The organism is Chitinophaga horti (assembly GCF_022867795.2).
Classification (GTDB): domain Bacteria; phylum Bacteroidota; class Bacteroidia; order Chitinophagales; family Chitinophagaceae; genus Chitinophaga; species Chitinophaga horti.
This window is the reverse complement of record NZ_CP107006.1, coordinates 1,249,856-1,268,406: the sequence shown is the minus strand read 5'-3', so window position 1 is coordinate 1,268,406 and position 18,551 is coordinate 1,249,856. Positions and strand designations below refer to the sequence as shown.

Sequence of the window (18,551 nt, the reverse complement as noted above, 5' to 3'; positions counted from 1 at the left end):
TTTAATGCCAAGAAATGATTTTAGACGCGGTGTTCCAGGCCTTCTTCGCCTCCCCGTCCGTAATATGCTTCAACAACTGCTCGTGCAGTGGTTGTGTTTCGATAAAGGAAGATGTATCTCCATGCGTTTGCAGGAACCACTCCCGCAGGTGCACCGACACCGTTTTATACAGGTCTGCCAGCACCTGGTTCCCGGCCGCTTCGGCGATGGCAACGTGAAAGGCGATATCGGCATCCACGCAGGCCTCCTTCTCTCCCGCCCTTGCAGCCGCTTTGCGATCGCGCAGGGCGGCTTTCATAACGGCCAGGTGTTCCGGTGTATGATGCAAGGCTGCCTTTTCCGCAATCTTTAACTCCACAAGCTGACGTACCTCATCCAGCTCGGCAGCGTTGGCGCGCCGTAAGCGCTGGGAAATGGGTTCTTTATTTCCGGTGGATGCATCTACAAAGGTGCCCGCGCCCTGCTGTACGCGCAGCAAACCGGTATTCACCAATATGCGGATGGCCTCCCGTACAGTGGAGCGCCCCACCCCAAAGGCTTTCATCAACTCCGGCTCAATGGGCAGCTTTTCGCCTGGCTTGTACTGCCCAAGCGAGATCTGTTCCTGTAAACGTGCTGCTACTTCGTCTGCCAGTGACTTCTTTACGATCATAGTCAAATCATCATATCATCTGATGAATTACAAAGGTAGGTGGATTGGTGGAAAGGGGCAAGAATAATTAGTTGACGGAAGCGATGCAGCTGAAGGGAGCCGCAACTGGGGATGGCCAGCGGCATTTGGCTGGTTACATAAGTGAACCAACACGTTTCACAAACCGACCAGTATCCACCAGGATCGTCTCTCCCGCAAACAGTGAAGCCCGGCGTCTGCCAGGCTCCTGCTTTGGGGTTATCTTCCCATTAAAAGAAGTAACAGATCATCACAATCGGGACAAAGCTATCGGTCGATTCTTAATTAATTCTAAAGGTGTTAGGGTGCCTGAAAATGAATAGTTTTACTATTTTGGGGATTATAATTGCACTTATGAAGTTACTGTTAGTCGAAGACGAACCCCTGCTACTGGAAGAGATGGAGAATTACCTGGCCGAACAAGGCTACCGTTGTGAGAAAGCTACTGATTTTAATGATGCCGAAATCAAAGTGAACGCGTACACGTACGACGCGGTAGTACTCGATATTTCCCTGCCCGGCGGCAACGGCCTCGAATTGCTCGAACTGCTGAAAGCCCGTAAAAGTGATGCCGGGGTGTTGATCGTTTCTGCCAGGGATTCGCTTACAGACAAGATTTCAGGACTGGCAATGGGAGCGGATGATTATATCACCAAACCTTTTCACCTGGAAGAACTCAATGCCCGCATCAACGCGCTACTGCGCCGCAAATCGTTTAACGGTCAGAACGAGATCGTGATCGATGACCTGCGCATCGATACGGTGGCGCAAGTGGTGCATATCGACGACAAAGAGGTGAATCTCACCAGGAAAGAATATGAATTGTTACTCTATTTCATCGTGAACAAAAACCGGGTGGTGAGCAAACAATCGATCGCTGTACACCTTTGGGGCGACCATTACGATATGGCCGACAGCTTCGATACGGTATATGTACACACCATGAATCTCCGGAAAAAGATCACGCCGCAAAGCGGTCATGCCTACATCAAAACGGTGTACGGCATGGGCTATAAATTTCAGGCACTGATGAAGCTGCTGCACCGCACCACGCGCGACTTCATCATAGCCTCGGTGCTGGTGCTTATCATTACAGGCATCACGTTATACCTGGTACTGCAAAACCAGGTAACGACGGAAATGCGCGAACACCTTGCGCTGGAAACGAGGCTGGCGGCGGAATATGTAAAGGTTGGCAAACCTCCGGGCTACCCGTTTACACAAATCACGCCGACAACCGCTCCCGCGAACAGTGAGCCCGTTTTTGGCAACGTAGTACTGCACGATCGCCAGCAGGGCGACTATGAAAACTATTACTACATGGATGTGATAAGGGAGTTCGGGGGACGTAACTACCGCATCCGGGCGATGACGAATTACATCGGCTGGGATAAATACATGTTCACGATCTCCCTTACTTTCCTCATCACGGCCGGACTGCTCCTCCTCTCCGGCGCAATGATCAACTATTTTAACAGCCGTAAAATATGGTCGCCCTTCTTCCTCAATCTCGATAGCCTGCGGCAATACTCGGTAAGCTCGCCCGAGAAGCTGAAGTTATACGACTCCCCCATCCGGGAATTTAAGGACCTGCAGCGTTCCCTCAAAGAGCTGGCAGACCGTAGCCAGCGTGAATACCGCGCCCTGCGTGAGTTTACTGAGAACGCTTCGCACGAACTGCAAACGCCACTCGGTATTATCCAGTCTAAACTCGATCGCATCAGCCAGTTTCCTGTAAACGAAGAAATGGCCATACACATTGAACAGGCCCGCACGGGCGTAGAGCGGCTGAAGAAACTGAACCGTAATTTGTTATTATTAGCTAAGCTTGACAATAATGCTTTTGCGGACAGGCGGCCGGTCGCCCTCCATGATCTGCTGGAACAACAGTATCTCCTGATGGAAGACCTGTTCGCCGCCAAACAAATTAACGTCGTGATGCAGATCGGCCATGCCACGTTGCAATGCAACCCTTACCTGGCCGAGGTAATGATATCCAACTTATATTCCAACGCTTTACGATACACGCCAGAAAACGGCACGCTCCGCATCACCTCCGACCATAAAAGTCTGCACATCAGCAACAACGGCGCCCCGCTCGACTTCGCACCCGAGCGACTGTTCGACCGTTTCTCCAAAGGCCGCGGCAATCTGCAAAGCACCGGGCTCGGACTGGCGATCGTACAGCAGATATGCCTGACCAATGGCTGGAAGGTGAAGTATGATTATGCGGATGAGCGGCATGTGTTTACGGTGAAGTTTACGGCATAAAAAAAGCCGCACCCTGAAGTGCGGCCGTTCTCATTATCCTAGTTTCTCAATCCTCAGTTCGAGACTCTTTGTTTTCTTAAAGTATTCGTAGATCATTACGTGACCGGCCTTCGCGGGTAACACTACCATCTCGCTGGCTTTACTCTTCAGCTCAATTTTATCGGTGCTGTATTTAGTGCCGTTAAAACGAACAGTGTTGAAAGTGCGGCCTTTGTATTCGCTGCTCTTTTCGTAATCGGAGAAACAAACGTTAAAGGTGGAGTTATCTTCCTCGCCGGTGGTAAACTCATAGTCGAAACCGCCCATGCCTTTCACGGCCATCGCGGCAATTTGCGGGCTTACCAGGTCCATACCGCGCGGGCTAACCACGTTCATTTTCTTATCGAACACGTCTACGGATTTAAGACCGAAGCCATTGTCGAAACGCATCATTACGAGGTCGGTTATTTCCAGGTTAGTGAAGTTACCACCTCCCGCAACTGCGGCCAGGGCTATTTTACCTGCACTTACTTTTTTGCGGAAACCTTCAGCAATAAGGGTGTAGCCGCCATCGGGCATAGCGAGCGCTTTGTGTACGAACAGGAAGCCGATATCTTTGATCTTACCTTTCGCGCCCACCGGCAGAAACTTCGACAATTCGGTATCGTAGGAACATACTACAGAGTTCAGCACATTACCTTTGGGATCAAGATCTACGATCGCCATGCCGCGCGGTGCATCCCAGATCACGTTTTCATCGCTTTCATAGTAACCACCCAGCAGGCTGATTTTGCCCGGTGTGGTTTGTGGCAGTACGTTGGTAGGCGTAATGCGATAGTCCCCGATATCCGGCGTGAGCTCGAACGCTCTTCTGCTGTTCACGAAGTTGATAGCTACTACCGACTTCTTCAGGTTCCAGGACAAAGTACCCGATTTCTTCATCACGGTGAAGAACGCCAGGCTGTCTGTAGCGCCGATAAACTCACCAACGCAGAATTTAGATTTGCCATCGTCGTAACGATAGGTATAGTGTTTTTTCTTTTTGTCGTTGTAACACCTTACCTCGAAGGTGCGCTCTTTACCGTCAATTACCGGTACCACGGCCACGTAACCGTACTGACCTACGTCAAATACGGAACTGTTAAGACCGTTATCGCTCTGGGCCAGCTCTTCCACCTGTTTCATCCAGGCTTCGCTCTTTTTATCGTAAGGGGCGGTGTAGGTAAATTTCAGTTTGCCTTCAATAGAGTAAATCTTCATATCGAGGGTTTTGTTCTCGCTGTTTTTGTAGAGGAAGGCCAGCGTGTTACCGTTATAGGCAGCCTCCAGCAAAGTAAGGTCGCGACCGTCCTGGAACTTGATGTCCTGTACTTTATTGAGGTTTTCATCTACCACCTGTACGGTATACTCGTTCGTACGTTTGTCGATCTTATCGCTCTGGTAAAAAAAGAAGTAGCCTTTAACCTGGCCTTTTTCGGAAATAACGCCGGAGTTGCGGAGTTTAACGGAGTAAACGTTTTCGATCTTGAGTTGCGCAAACAGGCTGCAGGTGCACAGCATTAACAGCAGTAGCAGGCTATGTTTCTTCATGAAAGGAGATTTAATCATTTTTTTATTGTTGGAGGATTCGGGTACTTTCTTTTAAAGTTTCGTTGTAAGGCGCATGCTGCGATAATTGCGACTGGAACTTCGCCAGGTAGTGATATCCTACGGCGGCCACATCTTCGAGGTACAGGTTCTGTACGAACTGCGCCAGCGTGTTATAGTTGGGATCATTATAAGGCGATGGCGAATCGGTATACCTCGACAAGGTATGGCTACGCTGCGCGGCATGCCAGGCGTTAAACACCTGCCCCATCTGGGTAACCAGGTACGGGTCGGCAGGTTTATGTTGCAGTTGTTCCAGCAGCAGGTACAGGCAGTTGGTGTACTGCTTATTTTCCCAGGTGAAGGCCACCGCTTCCCGTCCGGCGCGGGCGCGCAGTTCCGCGAACGTGGTGGCGTCCAGTGGATTCTTACTCGTTTTCGTATCGCCGTTTACCGCCGGTGCCAGTAGCTTGATGCGCTGGGAGCAGTCCGGGTGGGTTTTAAGCGAGTCGGCCATGGCGGCGTCGCGTTTGAGGGTGGCATGGCCGCCGAGCAGTCCGCTGGACTTCGCTATCCATTTCGGTTTAAAAGGGTATGCGGCGGCGTCAAAGGTTTTGGGCAGACAGGTGGCCATGTCTACAGACGAACTGTCGATCCGGTCCAGCAAAGCCAGGGCGGTGAGTCCTTCAGAGGCTGCGAACGGGCTGCGTTTCAGCAGTACTATCGCCATAGAGTCGGCTTCCGCTTCGTGGTCGCGGCTGTGACGGCGGCTATTGAAGCGGATGCCTTTGGCAAGTTTATCGAGGCGGGCATTTCTGCCGTATTCTGATCGTTTGATGTTCTTTAATTCCCGCTGCATTTCGGGACTGTTCACCGTTTCTACGTACGTGCGAATGCTGTTTTCGCTGTGTTGCAGGTAGTAGTGCGCCAACTCGTGGCAAATGACGAAGGCCACCTGGCTTTCGTTCTCCATTTTATCGAGCAGACCGAGGTTGAACAGGAAGATGCCCTCCCCGATGTATGATGCGTTGGGTACAGCGGAACGGGAAAAGTAACCTTTGATGTTGCTGGCATCCAGCTGTGGATTGGCCTGCAGAATGGTGGTGAGCAGGCGGTCCATGTACGCCATGGCCTTTTTATCGGTGTAGATTTCCCGTTTATCGAACACCTGCTGCACGTGCTCCCAGCGGCTGTTGTAAATCTCCTGGTAGTCGTTACGGTGTTTGCTGGGCAGCAGCTTCATCCGCTGTTTGTAGCGATCGCCGTAGCTGCCGGCCTGCGCCTTCAGGTACACCGAATCCGTGATGACAGGTAAAAACGCCTCCTGGGCCTTAGCAAAAGCGGGCAGGCAGATCAATGCCATCAGTAAGTAAAGGGCTAAGCGACCTGTGAGGTTTGCGGGTGTATTTGCGTTCATCGTGTTGGTATAGGCGCTGCAAAGATGCAGTTTTTTGATCTGATTCGGGGGTGAGGCTTGGTATCTGTCGCTTTTTGTGGGGTGAATTATGTATTTTTTACGGGCAACGGCGTATTTCTTACCAGTTTCTAATGCACTTTGTAGAAATTTGGGTTGATTTTTGCGCCTTATATTAAAAAATTACACTACACACATGGAGTTCATCGTCCCTAATTTTGCCGATCCAGGAGTATGGATCAGCCTCGTCACGTTATGTTTCCTGGAAATTGTACTGGGTATCGATAACGTCATTTTCATTTCTATCGTAGCCGGCAAGCTGCCGGAACACCAGCAGCGTAAGGCCCGCATCATTGGTCTGGCCCTGGCGATGATCTTCAGGGTAGGTCTACTGCTCTGCATTAACTGGATCATCGGCCTTGTGGACCCCGTTATCTCCTTTAAATGGCTGAAAGGCGTCGTGATCGCCCTCAGCTGGAAAGACCTCATACTGCTCGCGGGCGGCCTCTTCCTGATCGTTAAAAGCACCCTGGAAATACATCATAAATTACAGGAACACCATGTAGCCGATCAGCCAGGCTCCAAAAAGTTCAAGAGCCTTGGCGCCGTGATCTTCCAGATCGTACTGGTAGACGCCGTGTTCTCCTTCGACTCGATCTTGACTGCTGTAGGTCTTGTAGACAATGTACTCGTGATGATCATCGCCGTAATTGTGTCTATCGGCGTGATGATGCTCTTCGCCGGCCCTGTTACCCGTATCATTAACAAACAGCCTACCCTCCAGATGCTGGCCCTCTCCTTCCTGATCGTGATCGGCGTGGTATTGATCGCCAGCGGTTTCCACCAGGAAGTGAGCAAGAGCATTATCTACTCCTGCCTTGGCTTCTCGCTGATCGTAGAGATGCTGAACATTAAACTGCGGGGTAACCAGGCCAAAACCATCAAATTAAATACAACTAAAGAGTTGTAAATCATACAAATGAATCGTAAAGCCCGCCATAGTGCGGGCTTTTTTTGTGCCCTGTACGTCGCTGGTGGTAACATCCTATAAGGATAGTTGCTGGATCCTCCCTGCTCCCTAGGTTCATCCTAGGCTCAACCTAGGTTCAACCTTCGTTCAACCTTCGTTCATGAGCCTAGGATGAACCTAAGATGAACGAATGATAAGCCTAGGGTGAACCTAGGATGTAGCATGGATGGTCGGAGGATGTAGCTATCCTGCCTATAGGATGGTTATTAGGTGGAGAAAAGGTGATGTTATTTTAACGATTTGAGTGAGCGGGAAGACTGGAGCGGCAACACATGCCGACAAGCATAAAAAAAGCCCGTGCGACTGCACGGGCTTATGATAACGTTACAGGAAATGCTAGAAATAAGGCGCCAGCTGGTCGATCAGGGCTTTGCCGGCGCTGGGACGTTTGGCATCGTTTACCACCAGTTCGCCGTCTTTTATGATAGCGTAACGGGGAATGGAGAGGCTGCCGTTTTTACCAAACTGCCTGCGGATGTCTTCCGAGAGCTTTTCGGAGGCACGGAGGTGATAGCCTTCCAGGTTATAATATTTGATCGCTTCTTTCCACTTCTTTTCGGCTCCTTCGTTGTCGATCGATAGGTAAAGCGTTGTGCCGCCTTTTTCAGCCAGGAATTTCTTTACGTCACCCGTATAGGCAAATTCGGCTTTACAGGGGCCACACCAGCTCGCCCAGAGGTCGAGGTAGATGGTTTTGCCTTTGAACCTGGCGCCCAGTTCCGCGATGGTGTTCACAGAAGCCGCATCTTCCAGGAACTTTTGTCCGGGTTTAAAGTCCTGTGCTATTTTGTCCTGGTAGTCACGCACGGCCGCTACACCTGGCGCCAGGCGGGCGGCGTACGGGTTATTGGGGTACATATCATTAAAAGTTTCGTACCAGCCGAGAAGCTGCTTATCACGGGAACCCTGCAGCATCGCGAACGATAGCAGGTTGGCCGTTTGAAACTCCCGTTCAGGATCACGAAAGCGGCTGACAATGTCGTACTGGCGTTGGTACTCAGGCTCGTCTGGACTGAAAGGCACCAGGGTGCCATCGTGCGCGGGCTTTATGTATTTGAGATACAGGTTGATGTTCGTAAACGTATACCAGTATACCGTGTTCACCTTCTGCAGCCGAAGGTCGTGCGGGTCGGCGATGGCAAACGCACGCTGGAAATATTCGTTGATCTGCGCCCATTTTGCAGCATCATAGCCAATGCTGTCTTTGTACGGGACCGCCTTTCCCACATAAGAATAAGCGACGCTCAGCATCACATTCGCATAAAATGCCCGCACATGATCGTACACGTGATCGTAAAAGGCCTGCTCCATCTGCTTACCGGCGAGTAATGTTTTGAAAGGGGCCATCACACTGTCAATATCCTTCCGTAACAGTGCTTCATTGTTGGCGAAAGATGAATCGAGCGCGCGGTAACGGCTATATGCCAGTTCCTCGTAAAAAGGAAACTTAATACGGCTGAATGCCTCCTGGGCAGCAGCATCAGGGCCGGTAATACTGAACGTGCGATCAGCACCTTCGCCCTGGTCGGTAATGGTATAAGATTTACCGGGCTTTACGAACAGGGTATACTTTTTACCCTTGTACTCGAAGCTGAACTCCGAAGGAGTGGTTTCTGTATTACGCCATACCAGCTCACCCTTCTGGTTTAAAGCAGTATCCGTACGCATGATAAAGAAATACTTACCGTCTACAGGATACTCCACTTTTACCTTGCCGGAGGTAGCCTGGGGGGCGCGGAAAGTGATCGCAGGTTGTTGGGCCAGTAATGATAACGGGCTAAAACATAACAGGAATAATAGTTGCTTCATCTCAGGGGAATGTTAGGTAGATTAAAGGTATCGTATTAAACGTGAAAAGCCGTTAAATCTTGTGGGCTTGATGACTTTTTACGAAAACATCCACCGGTGCAGGGCAGCACACAGGTTGTACCCGTTTCTCCCCAAAGACGTTTTCGCTGCAGACCTGAATGTTAACCTTATATAAACTTTGTGCCGGCGCGGGCGGCGTTGTAGCAAGTACGGCTATTACTGGTACGATTGATGCGCGCTTCTTATCATGAACTGGCCTTTGATACTTACAGTGGCTATAGCCGCCATCGCTTTAGTGATTTTCCTTGCCCGCCGGAACCGGCAGGACAAAGAGGAAATACTGCCTCCCGAGGTAACAGACGATCCTGTATTGAAGACCAAAAGAGATCAACAGGCGCGGGAGGACTCGATATAACGTTTTTTTCATGTTCCCGTAACCTTTTGGCAAACTTCAACCATGATCTTTAAACTACTTACAACACCTGTTATGACCTGGACGGATTGGCTGCAGCAGCTGGATGAGACGCTTTTTATCAGCATACACCATTTTGGAAACGTGGAACTGCTGGATCCCGTGATGTTGTTACTACGCAATGCACTCACCTGGGTGCCCTTATATGCATTTGTACTTTACTTCGTGATACGCCACCGGCCAAACAAGGCGGTAGCTTTCCTGGTAGGCACCCTTATCTGCTTTGCTATTGCCGATTATGGCAGTGCCAGCATTTTTAAACCCTTCTTTCAACGCGAGCGCCCGTGTCATAATGACGACCTGGTGCTATACCTTCACCAGCTGATCGGTTGCGGCGGGCGGTATGGATTTCCTTCTTCACATGCTTCCAATCACTTTGCCCTGGCTGCCTTCTGGTTCTTCGCCATGCGGCAGATGGGCATACGCAGGTTGTACTGGAACTGGGTATGGATATGGGCCTTGCTCGTATGTTATGCGCAGGTGTACGTAGGCAAACACTACCCGCTAGACATACTCGGCGGTGCGGCGTTTGGTGTACTCACCGGCTTCCTGGTATCGCGGTTGTTTGCATGGTGGGACAGATCCGGCATTCGCTTACGCAAAAGAAACCAGCTGGATACTGTATCTTAGTATCCTATGCAACAAACGTCCTTTGAAAAGTACTATCCCTGGTTTATTGCCGCTGTTATTGCGTCGCTGGTACCAGGGTTATTCACCCCACTGATGGAACCCGATGCAGCGTTGTACGCCAGCATTGCCAAACAGATTGTCTTACGCGGCGACTGGATCAATTTGTATGCAGACGGGGCCGACTGGCTCGATAAGCCACATCTTCCCTTCTGGCTCGGCGCTGCCAGCTTTCACCTTTTCGGCATGAACGCCTTCGCCTGGAAGCTGCCTGCATTCCTTTGCTGGCTGGCCGGTGCACGCTATACTTACCTGTTCGCGAAACATTTTTATGGAGATGCGGTCGCCCGTCCGGCTGCACTCATTTACCTGTGTGCGTTACACGCGATCATCAGTGCTAACGACGTACGTGCGGAACCATACCTCACGCTTTTCCTCATTGCCACCTCCTATTACCTGGTAAAGGAAAAGATCGTACTGGCCTCACTGTTCGCCGCCTTCGCACTCATGACCAAAGGCCCGTTCGTACTCATCCCTATCGGTGGCGGCATGCTGCTTCACTGGGGCATGACGGGCGACTGGAAACAATTGTGGCGGCCTAAATGGTACCTGTGGTTGATACTCACGTTCGTATTCACCCTCCCTGAATTATACTGCCTGTACGCACAGTTCGACGCACAACCCGACAAGGTCGTTTTCGGCCGGCAGCAGGTGTCGGGCATCCGCTTCTTTTTGTGGGACAGTCAGTTCGGTCGCTTCTTCAACACAGGGCCGATCAAAGGTAAAGGCGATCCTTTCTTCTTTTTACATACATTGTTATGGGCCTTCCTGCCCTTCAGTTTATTACTGTACGCCGCCATCTTTGTCCGTTTACGCCGCCTGCGCCAGGGTACGGAATGGATTTCGCTAGGGGCAGGTTTGCTTACGATGCTGGTATTTTCGCTATCACGATTTCAGCTACCGCATTATCTCAATATCCTGTTTCCGTACTTCGCGGTGTTACTGGCAGCGTGGCTGGTAAGCCTGCAACGCACGAAAGCTGTACTGGCTACACAGCGGGTCGTTTCGCTGATCATTATTGTATTAGCGGCAGCGATCAATGTCTTGTTCCGCGGGCCAGGGTGGCCGATCTACTTTGCGGTTACGGCTTTGGCAGCCTTTATGTGGTACCGCCTGCGCAGCTACGAGCAACTGGTAGCGAATGGCGCTGTTGCATCCATTGCACTGGCGTTGTTCCTGAATATCTTTTTCTATCCTCACCTGCTGCCCTACCAAGGCGGCTCTACTACGGCAGGCTGGCTCAATCGCCAGGGCATTACCGATACGGTTCGCTTCTATCGCATCAACAGCTACAGCTTCGATTTTATTTACAATGGCCCGGTGCAGCGGGAAGGCAATGCGCCTTTGATTTACACGGCGCGTAAAGGCAAGGCATCGCTTGATTCTGTCGGCACGGTTTATCAAACGGTGGGTGTGTTCCCTTCTTACAAGGTGACGCGACTGGACGGGAAGTTTGTGAATGCTTCCACGAGGGATAAGAGTCTGGATACGGTGTGGGTGCTGAGATTGAAGGAATAAAAAAGCCGCCCGGTAAAACCGGACGGCCTTGCTTATTCACAGCATTACCAGCGATTATTGTTCTTTCAGCTTCGTCGACAGCGAATCGCTTTCGAGTTCAGACAGCGTGGATGATTTAGTCATCAGCCAGTTGGTTTGAGAACGGGCTTTAGTCCATCTGCGGAGGGCCAGGTTGTACTCCCCGCCCAGGATGTAGAAGAAGCCCTGATCTTCCGGATTGTACGACAGGAAGGTCGTGTTGGTGCCTGCCCTGTAGAAAGGCTGCGGGGCCAGGGTTACCGGGTTGTTGATATCGTACCAGTCGGTATTGCCTACACGGTAACCGGCGTTACCGGCGAAGAGGCTGCCACCGCTGCTTACCCACATAACGTCGATTGGTGCAGAAGCTTCCGTTACAGTGGTTCCTTCGAATATCGCGAGACCGAACGCGTTACCGCTGTTGGCCATCCAACCATTCTTTTTCACACCAAAACCTTCCCCGTCTTTGTTTACGTAATCATAGTTACGCACCCAGTTAGCGGCTGATATGTTGGTAGAAGATGGACCGTTGATCAGCTTGTTGGCACCTCCCACATAGAAGAATGTTCCTTTTTTGGCAGATCCCGTATTGATGTTGATCTTATACGTACGCTGGTTACCAGTAGCCCAACCCAGTGCCGGCACACCTATTGGCTGTGCAGTACCTGCGTTGTTATTGATCACAAAGGAAAAGGGCGTTACGGTGAAGTCGATATCACGGGTTGCCATCAGCTGAATGTACTCGTAGTTGCCATCGCCACCCGATACGTCGCTTACGAAACCGGTGATGAGTATCGGTTGTGCTTCCGTAGCTGCCATCTGCCGTACGAAATCGCTGCTGCGGCGCATACGGAACTGCGGATCAGGCTTGCCGTCTTTTACCATATTCAGGAAAATACCGTAATAGTTAGCCATCATTGGCAGTGTGCTATCCGCAAATTCTGCATTTGCTTCTGTATGCAGTTTGATGTTCTCGAACGCATCGGTTACAATCCAGTCGCCACCAAACTGATCGCCGGGTTTAGACAGCGGGTTGAAGGAACCTTTAACGATTACGGACAGTACGCTTTCGTAACGATCCGGGAACTTCAGGTACAGGTTGCTGTTTACACGGTTCACCGGGATGGGTTTGTTGCTGGCGATCTTTTTGATATCAGACACCTGCACACCTTCCAACTGAAGAATGCCATCTACCTTAGTTAATTTTTTACCCACTACCGATACCTCGATAGAATCGCCCGGAACATAATCACCTGCGGCATTACCCAACTGGATCGAGATACCACGGATCATGTTCAGGCGGCGGAAGTCCTGCACCATCAGCAAACCTGCAGGCAGGTTGCCACCCCGGTGATCGGATACAACTACACCAGCGATCTGGGTAGCACCGGCCATGTTTTCTCTGGTGAGCACCACATCTTTGTCTTTGTAAATCTGGCGCAGGTCCAGCATAGCGATGTAATCGGAAAGTACACCACCGGGATAAGTTTTCTCCTGCTCACAGGCAAACAGTCCAACCGCGGCCACTACCAGGATGCAGGAATATTTAAAGAAACGGTTCATTATCTTGAATTTCTTGATGAGTATTGTTGTTTATACCACGATTATTTTTTCTGCCACCACACTTGCGTGCTGATTTCGTCCGGCCCCTGGTTAGCGATCGCTATTTTGTAATTGGTCGGGTTGGTAGACTGGATCATGATCGGGTAAGTCATCCTGGCAGGCATTACACCACCATTCTGCAAACCACCGCCTTTGGGAAGTACAGGGTGACCGGTACGGCGGTACTCGAACCACTGTTGCATGTCGCACATAAACAGTGCATAATATTTCTGCAGGTGGATCTTTTCCAGCTTACCTTCCAGGTCGAGCGTTTCGTCCCACTCCTGGTCGATGTTAGCCATATACGCCTGGAAGTCGGTTACCGTCCACGTTGGCAACCATTGCTGGATAGCAAACTGGGCGCCGGCGTTGTAATACGTTTGTGCGTTGCTGTTAGTGATATAACCTCTTACAAAAGCTTCAGCAAGGATCAACCTTACTTCTGCCGCATTCAGGATCATGCCGCCCAGTTCTTCCGTTTGCATTGACTTTTTAGAAGTATTGGAATAGAAGTACGATTTCTTTACGTAGCCCTGCCCTGGCTCATAACCACTTGGTACGCCCTTGAAGCCCTCGCTCGAAGGCGCGATACCCCAACGGTTAATACCATCACTACCTAAAGAGATGTTGATACGCGGATCGGACCATGCCACCAGGTTATCAATAAAGAAGCTGGCGATCGCCGGTGAACGGAAGTCCTGTTCCCTTACCGTGTTGTACGGATTTACATAGGGCACAACGCCTGTCCAGCGGAGAATAGCCGATTCTGTAACAGCACCGATGATCGGGTAAGTAGATGTTTTCGTTTGTGCGATCTCTGCGATCTTTTTCACTACCGTGTCTTTCACTTCCGGTTTTTCTGCGATACGCATCAGCATACGCAGATACAAGGAGTTACCGAACTTACGCCAGTTGGCGGCGTTACCTGCATACACAGGATCAGCTGCAGGTACTTTCAGGTTAGCCGCGCCGTTCAGCAGCCTGTTGGCCTCTTCCAGCATGGTAAAACAACCGAAGTACACATCTTTCTGTGTATCGAATTTAGGCTCCGTAATGCCGGAATCCCTGCCCAGGTTCGATTCTTTAAAAGGAATGTCGCCATAAGTATCCGTCAGAATGGAATAGATCCATGCCTGGCTGATGAGGGAAATACCTACATAGGTTTTATCGTATGTAAGCGGATCGATCGCCTGTTTGTATACGTCTTTAAAGTTGGTGAGTTGTATGAACAGGTTCGTGTACAGGTAATCGCTCCAGTTCCTGTTAAAGTCGTAGCGAAACACTCTTCCGTCACCATCGTTCATGTCGATCGTTACCTGCATCAACTCGTTATTGAAGTTGCGGTTACGCAGCATGTTGTAAGTAACCGTATTGGCCAGCGCGGTGGGCAACAGCTGCTCTGGCAGTGCTACCGGTGTAGATATCGGGTGTGTATTGATCTCTTCAAAGTCCTTCCTGCAGGAAGTGAGCACGGTGGCTGCCAACAGCGCCATGCCCGGAATGATATATGCTAATTTCTTCATGATAATCGTGCGTTAAGGATTAAAGTCCGATAGTCAGGTTAAAGCCAAAGGTGCGGGTAGACGGGAACTGTGCGATCTCGAAACCCTGTACGATGTCTGTACCGGAGATAGTACCAAATTCAGGATCGAACATCGGCCAAGGTGACCATACGGCCAGGTTACGTCCGTAGATGCCTACCTGGGCGCGCTGTATACCAATCTTTCTCAGCATGGCCGGCTTAAAGGTATAGTCGAACCTGGCTTCGCGGAACTTGATAAAGTCAGTGCGGAAGGTGCTGCCTTCTGCATTGTCTACGCCAAAATGCGAGCGATAGTAGTAGTCGATATCAGTAGCCAGTACGTCGTTCTTCCTGTACTTACCATCTGCTTCTTCGATTACGCCATTACCTACGATACCGTTGTAACGGCCGGGCAGTGTGCTGGTAATTTTACCCTGCTCTGCCAGTTTGTAGTGCATGAGCGAGTGTGCTACGGCACCCCACTGCGCATCGAACAATAAGTTCAGGCGGAACTGTTTGTAAGTAAAGTCGTTCGTCCAGCCCAGTTTACCTTTCGGCAGTGTATTACCAAGGTGAATAACACCTTCTGACAGTTTAGCGAAACCGGTAGCAGGATCATATACAACTTGTCCGTCCGGGGCACGTTTGTAACCATAACCATACAGGTCACCCATGCTGCCGCCAACGCGTGCAACGATCTGGCCACCGCCTACTGGACCGGTACGCAGAACTACCGACGAATCCGGCATGCTTACGATCCTGTTCCTGTTAGCAGAATATACAAGAGAAGTATTCCATTTAAAGTCTTTCGTGCTTACGGGGGTACCGTTCAACGCCACTTCCACACCGATGTTACGTACTTTACCGGCGTTAATTACCTGGGAAGGCCAACCGGACGCAGGATCAATCCTACGGCTCAGGATCTGGTTGTTCGTGCTGCCGGTATATACCGCTACGTCAAACCCAGCGCGGTTCTTCCAGAGCTTACCTTCGATACCTGCCTCGTAAGAGTTGGTACGCAGCGGCTCCAGTTCCGCGTTGGTCAGCAACGTCGGGTTGGTTAAGCCACCAGGGAAGGTTGGAGGCGCCGTATAAAAGTAAGAAGTGTAGTAAGGAACTTGTCCGCCGCTACCTACAGACGCAGCAGCCAAACGGAACTTCGCATAACTGATCGGTTTCGGCAGCTGGAAGATCTCGCTCAGGATGAAGCTGGAGCTAACGGATGGATAGAAGAATGCGGAGTTACCTTTACGCTCTGGCAGCGCCAGCGTGCTGGCCCAGTCTTCACGGGCAGTAATGTCCACATAGATCATATTTTTGAAACCACCGGTGATGAGGAAGAACAAGCTGTTAAATGCCATTCTGCTCTTATCCGGCATGGCGATCAACGGACCGGCAGCGTTGGCCAGTTTGTAGATGCCAGGCACTTTCAGGGAGTCTGCACGCAGCTCGTCTTTCGTATAAAGGTTCTTCAGCTGGCTACCACCAAGGGTTGCAGAGAAATCGAAGTCTTTATTGATCTGTTTATTATAACGTAACAGGAAGTCCATGCTCAGTTCAGAAGAGAAAATGTTCTGCTGGCGGATGCTACCCAAAGGCAGCTTGGTACCGGCATCCCACGGACGTTGCTGTGAGCGTTGCTCACCTGCGAGGTCCACCGATCCACGTGCCATCAGGCTCAGTTCCTTGGTGAAGTTGTAAGTAGCGGTAACGTTACCTACGATGTTGTTACGGTTCATTTTGTTCAGGAACTCGTTGGCGATCGCAAACGGGTTTTCTGGGAAAGAGCTGAAAGGATATTTGATCTTCCTGCCGTCGGCATCCTTCGTCCAGTAGTTGCGCAGTACATCGATGCTGGTGCTCGGCTGCCAGAAGATGTACCAGTACATTACCGACTGGTTACCATAACCGCTACCAGGCAGGTTTTCGCTGCGTTTGTTGGTATAGTTCAATTTGGTAGACACCTGGAATTTTTCGTTCACACGGGTGTTGGCAGAGAATGCCAGTGAATTACGACCGTAACCGGTGTTGGGCATGATCCAGTTGTTGTTCACATTCGTGAAAGACAAACGGCCGGATGTTTTCTCGCCTGCTCCATCTACCGATACAGAGTTTGTGAACGTATTACCTCTTTCGAAGTAAGAGTTTACACCGTCCGATTTATGACCTACCCAAGGCGTACGTTCTTCACCGCGCAGCTGCGTGTTGGGATCGTACTGGTAAAACTTTTGTCCGTCGAATTTAGGACCGTAGGCAGAGCTCGTACCGCTGGTAGAAGCACCATCTTCGGAGCCGCCGAAAGAATAATAGTTGTCACCGTTCAAACCCTGACCGTATTGGTATTGCAGGTCGGGCCAGCGGTTTACTTCTTCCAGCGAACCATTGGAGGTTACAGTGATACCCAGGCCTTTTTTACCTTTCGTACCTGCTTTCGTAGTAATGATCAACGCACCGTTTGCCGCGCGCTGTCCGTACAATGCGGCAGCGGCAGGACCTTTCAGCACCGTGATGTTATCAATGTCTTCCGGGTTGAGGTCATTGAGGCTGGAACCGTAGTCCGCAGGCATGTTATCGCTGCCGGTGCCGTAAGAGCTTTCGCCGGCGATGGCTACACGCTTCATACTACCGCTGTTGATCACCACGTTATCCACCACGATCAGCGCTTCATTTTCGCCGGTGAGGTTGTTCTCGCCACGCAGGATCACTTTGATAGAGCCGGTAGGACCGCCATTGGAGCGGATCAGGTTAAGACCCGCTACCTTGCCGGACAATGCATCCAGCCAGTTACCGGAAATTGCGTTGGTGATCTGCTCGTTCTTTACTACGGTAGCAGCATAACCCAATGCTTTTTCGTCACGTTTGATACCGAGGGCAGTTACCACTACTTCGCCGAGCGCTTTAGGGTCTTGCTTCAGGGTAATATTTAATCTTCTTGTTTCTTTAATTGTTTCTTCACGGGTAAGATAACCGATGTACGAAAACACCAGTACACCGCCATTAGCAGGCATTACCATCAGGTAGTTACCATCTTTGTCGGAATAAACGCCCTGCGTAGAATTTTTGGGGTGGATGCTTACGCCGATGAGTGGATCGCCGTTTTCGTCCACTACCCTTCCGCGCACGACTATATCTTCCCTAACATAGTTAATGCGTGCGGCCCGGTTTACATCCGGGTGAGCAGGGGCGGTTGCGCCGGACGCCATGCTGTGTGCACACAGCTGCAGGCCGGTGATAAATAGTAAAAAGTGTTTCATTCAACAATAGTTGTTTAAGTGTTGTTACTCCGTGATTACTGACCTTTGGTATTCGATTGTTCGTTTCGCTTAGTTGTTACGATGACGTGTGTTTTTCTGTCCTATTTTTCAGGGCGCTAAAGTAGAAGTGTAATGTTAAGGTCGTGTTAAGGCTGCGTTATCTAAACATGAAGAATGTAGAAACGGCGCGCCATTGTGCGGAGTAGAAAAATTGGGGTTAAGATAGCTGCATAAAAAAAGAGGAGCATTACTGCCCCTCTCCCATGTTATAATACGTATAGTCTTTACTTATTTTTCCATCTCGAAATTCGAAGATCGTACAGATCGGCAGTGTGAACTTTATACTGTCGCCGGACGATCCTGTGGACACAAATTCGACGATCACGTGTTTGTCACCCGAAGGATACAACTGTACGATAGAATCCCTGATATCGGGAAACATGGTTTGCATGCCACGGTATTTCGCGATGATCTGCTGGTGCGTTTGCAATACCACGTCGGTACCAAATTCAGGATCTTTGAACGCTACCGTGTCCGTGTACATACCGGTCATCTTTTCCCAATTCCGGTTGTTGAAGTGGTCGAAATACTCACGGGCAAGCTGCTCGTTATTATTCACCTTGCGATCGCCGGTGGTACAGGCGGCCAGTATTGCACACATGGCCGTAAATGCGCCTATCTTTCTGATCATCGTATAATGTTTAACGGTTAGATGGTG

At 50.4% G+C, this 18,551-nt stretch carries 13 protein-coding genes; 5 read left to right on the top strand and 8 right to left on the bottom strand.

Going from position 1 to position 18,551, the window contains the following annotated elements; genetic code table 11:
- Position 1: 1 nt before the first annotated feature.
- On the bottom strand, positions 2-652 hold the full coding sequence (locus MKQ68_RS05250; RefSeq protein WP_264282377.1) for a FadR/GntR family transcriptional regulator: 651 nt from the start codon (positions 650-652) through the stop codon (positions 2-4).
- Between the two features lie 372 nt (positions 653-1,024).
- Here MKQ68_RS05250 and MKQ68_RS05245 point away from each other — a divergent pair, with 372 nt between their 5' ends.
- Positions 1,025-2,941 carry an ATP-binding response regulator gene (locus tag MKQ68_RS05245; protein ID WP_264282376.1) on the top strand — a complete coding sequence of 639 codons (1,917 nt, stop codon included), beginning with the start codon at positions 1,025-1,027 and terminating at the stop codon, positions 2,939-2,941.
- 33 nt (positions 2,942-2,974) lie between these two features.
- Here the strand turns inward: MKQ68_RS05245 and MKQ68_RS05240 are convergent, their stop codons facing one another.
- Positions 2,975-4,510: a DUF6770 family protein gene (locus MKQ68_RS05240; RefSeq protein WP_264282375.1), complete on the bottom strand. Its 1,536-nt coding sequence runs from the start codon at positions 4,508-4,510 to the stop codon at positions 2,975-2,977.
- A gap of 22 nt (positions 4,511-4,532) precedes the next feature.
- Positions 4,533-5,924: a M48 family metalloprotease gene (locus tag MKQ68_RS05235; protein WP_264282374.1), complete on the bottom strand. Its 1,392-nt coding sequence runs from the start codon at positions 5,922-5,924 to the stop codon at positions 4,533-4,535.
- Between the two features lie 193 nt (positions 5,925-6,117).
- On the opposite strand from MKQ68_RS05235, the gene MKQ68_RS05230 reads away from it, so the two are divergent.
- A complete protein-coding gene (locus tag MKQ68_RS05230) occupies positions 6,118-6,891 on the top strand; it encodes a TerC family protein (RefSeq protein ID WP_244845552.1) in 774 nt (257 codons plus the stop codon).
- A gap of 396 nt (positions 6,892-7,287) precedes the next feature.
- Here MKQ68_RS05230 and MKQ68_RS05225 read toward each other — a convergent pair whose 3' ends face one another.
- Positions 7,288-8,760 carry a TlpA family protein disulfide reductase gene (locus MKQ68_RS05225; protein ID WP_264282373.1) on the bottom strand — a complete coding sequence of 491 codons (1,473 nt, stop codon included), beginning with the start codon at positions 8,758-8,760 and terminating at the stop codon, positions 7,288-7,290.
- Positions 8,761-9,007: 247 nt separating this feature from the next.
- Here MKQ68_RS05225 and MKQ68_RS05220 point away from each other — a divergent pair, with 247 nt between their 5' ends.
- From MKQ68_RS05220 to MKQ68_RS05210, 3 genes are read left to right on the top strand one after another with little or no spacing between them, the layout of a single operon-like run.
- On the top strand, positions 9,008-9,175 hold the full coding sequence (locus MKQ68_RS05220; protein WP_264282372.1) for a hypothetical protein: 168 nt from the start codon (positions 9,008-9,010) through the stop codon (positions 9,173-9,175).
- A 42-nt stretch (positions 9,176-9,217) separates the two neighbouring features.
- Entirely contained in the window at positions 9,218-9,862 is a 645-nt protein-coding gene (locus MKQ68_RS05215) for a phosphatase PAP2 family protein (RefSeq protein WP_264282371.1), read from the top strand.
- A 6-nt stretch (positions 9,863-9,868) separates the two neighbouring features.
- On the top strand, positions 9,869-11,437 hold the full coding sequence (locus MKQ68_RS05210; RefSeq protein ID WP_264282370.1) for an ArnT family glycosyltransferase: 1,569 nt from the start codon (positions 9,869-9,871) through the stop codon (positions 11,435-11,437).
- Between the two features lie 54 nt (positions 11,438-11,491).
- On the opposite strand, the gene MKQ68_RS05205 is transcribed toward MKQ68_RS05210, so the two are convergent.
- The 4 genes from MKQ68_RS05205 to MKQ68_RS05190 all read right to left on the bottom strand — a co-directional run bounded on the left by MKQ68_RS05205 (position 11,492) and on the right by MKQ68_RS05190 (position 18,524).
- A complete protein-coding gene (locus MKQ68_RS05205) occupies positions 11,492-13,018 on the bottom strand; it encodes a DUF5689 domain-containing protein (RefSeq protein ID WP_264282369.1) in 1,527 nt (508 codons plus the stop codon).
- Between the two features lie 41 nt (positions 13,019-13,059).
- Positions 13,060-14,580 carry a SusD/RagB family nutrient-binding outer membrane lipoprotein gene (locus tag MKQ68_RS05200; RefSeq protein WP_264282368.1) on the bottom strand — a complete coding sequence of 507 codons (1,521 nt, stop codon included), beginning with the start codon at positions 14,578-14,580 and terminating at the stop codon, positions 13,060-13,062.
- 19 nt (positions 14,581-14,599) lie between these two features.
- A complete protein-coding gene (locus MKQ68_RS05195; RefSeq protein ID WP_264282367.1) occupies positions 14,600-17,833 on the bottom strand; it encodes a SusC/RagA family TonB-linked outer membrane protein in 3,234 nt (1,077 codons plus the stop codon).
- Between the two features lie 247 nt (positions 17,834-18,080).
- Positions 18,081-18,524 carry a nuclear transport factor 2 family protein gene (locus tag MKQ68_RS05190; RefSeq protein WP_264282366.1) on the bottom strand — a complete coding sequence of 148 codons (444 nt, stop codon included), beginning with the start codon at positions 18,522-18,524 and terminating at the stop codon, positions 18,081-18,083.
- Between the last annotated feature and the right edge of the window lie 27 nt (positions 18,525-18,551).

Excerpts from the sequence above, each read along its gene's own strand:
- MKQ68_RS05250 (WP_264282377.1), bottom strand. The coding sequence starts at position 652 with ATGATCGTAAAGAAGTCACTGGCAGACGAAGTAGCAGCACGTTTACAG.
- MKQ68_RS05245 (WP_264282376.1), top strand. The coding sequence starts at position 1,025 with ATGAAGTTACTGTTAGTCGAAGACGAACCCCTGCTACTGGAAGAGATG.
- MKQ68_RS05240 (WP_264282375.1), bottom strand. The coding sequence starts at position 4,510 with ATGAAGAAACATAGCCTGCTACTGCTGTTAATGCTGTGCACCTGCAGC.
- MKQ68_RS05235 (WP_264282374.1), bottom strand. The coding sequence starts at position 5,924 with ATGAACGCAAATACACCCGCAAACCTCACAGGTCGCTTAGCCCTTTAC.
- MKQ68_RS05230 (WP_244845552.1), top strand. The coding sequence starts at position 6,118 with ATGGAGTTCATCGTCCCTAATTTTGCCGATCCAGGAGTATGGATCAGC.
- MKQ68_RS05225 (WP_264282373.1), bottom strand. The coding sequence starts at position 8,760 with ATGAAGCAACTATTATTCCTGTTATGTTTTAGCCCGTTATCATTACTG.
- MKQ68_RS05220 (WP_264282372.1), top strand. The coding sequence starts at position 9,008 with ATGAACTGGCCTTTGATACTTACAGTGGCTATAGCCGCCATCGCTTTA.
- MKQ68_RS05215 (WP_264282371.1), top strand. The coding sequence starts at position 9,218 with ATGATCTTTAAACTACTTACAACACCTGTTATGACCTGGACGGATTGG.
- MKQ68_RS05210 (WP_264282370.1), top strand. The coding sequence starts at position 9,869 with ATGCAACAAACGTCCTTTGAAAAGTACTATCCCTGGTTTATTGCCGCT.
- MKQ68_RS05205 (WP_264282369.1), bottom strand. The coding sequence starts at position 13,018 with ATGAACCGTTTCTTTAAATATTCCTGCATCCTGGTAGTGGCCGCGGTT.
- MKQ68_RS05200 (WP_264282368.1), bottom strand. The coding sequence starts at position 14,580 with ATGAAGAAATTAGCATATATCATTCCGGGCATGGCGCTGTTGGCAGCC.
- MKQ68_RS05195 (WP_264282367.1), bottom strand. The coding sequence starts at position 17,833 with ATGAAACACTTTTTACTATTTATCACCGGCCTGCAGCTGTGTGCACAC.
- MKQ68_RS05190 (WP_264282366.1), bottom strand. The coding sequence starts at position 18,524 with ATGATCAGAAAGATAGGCGCATTTACGGCCATGTGTGCAATACTGGCC.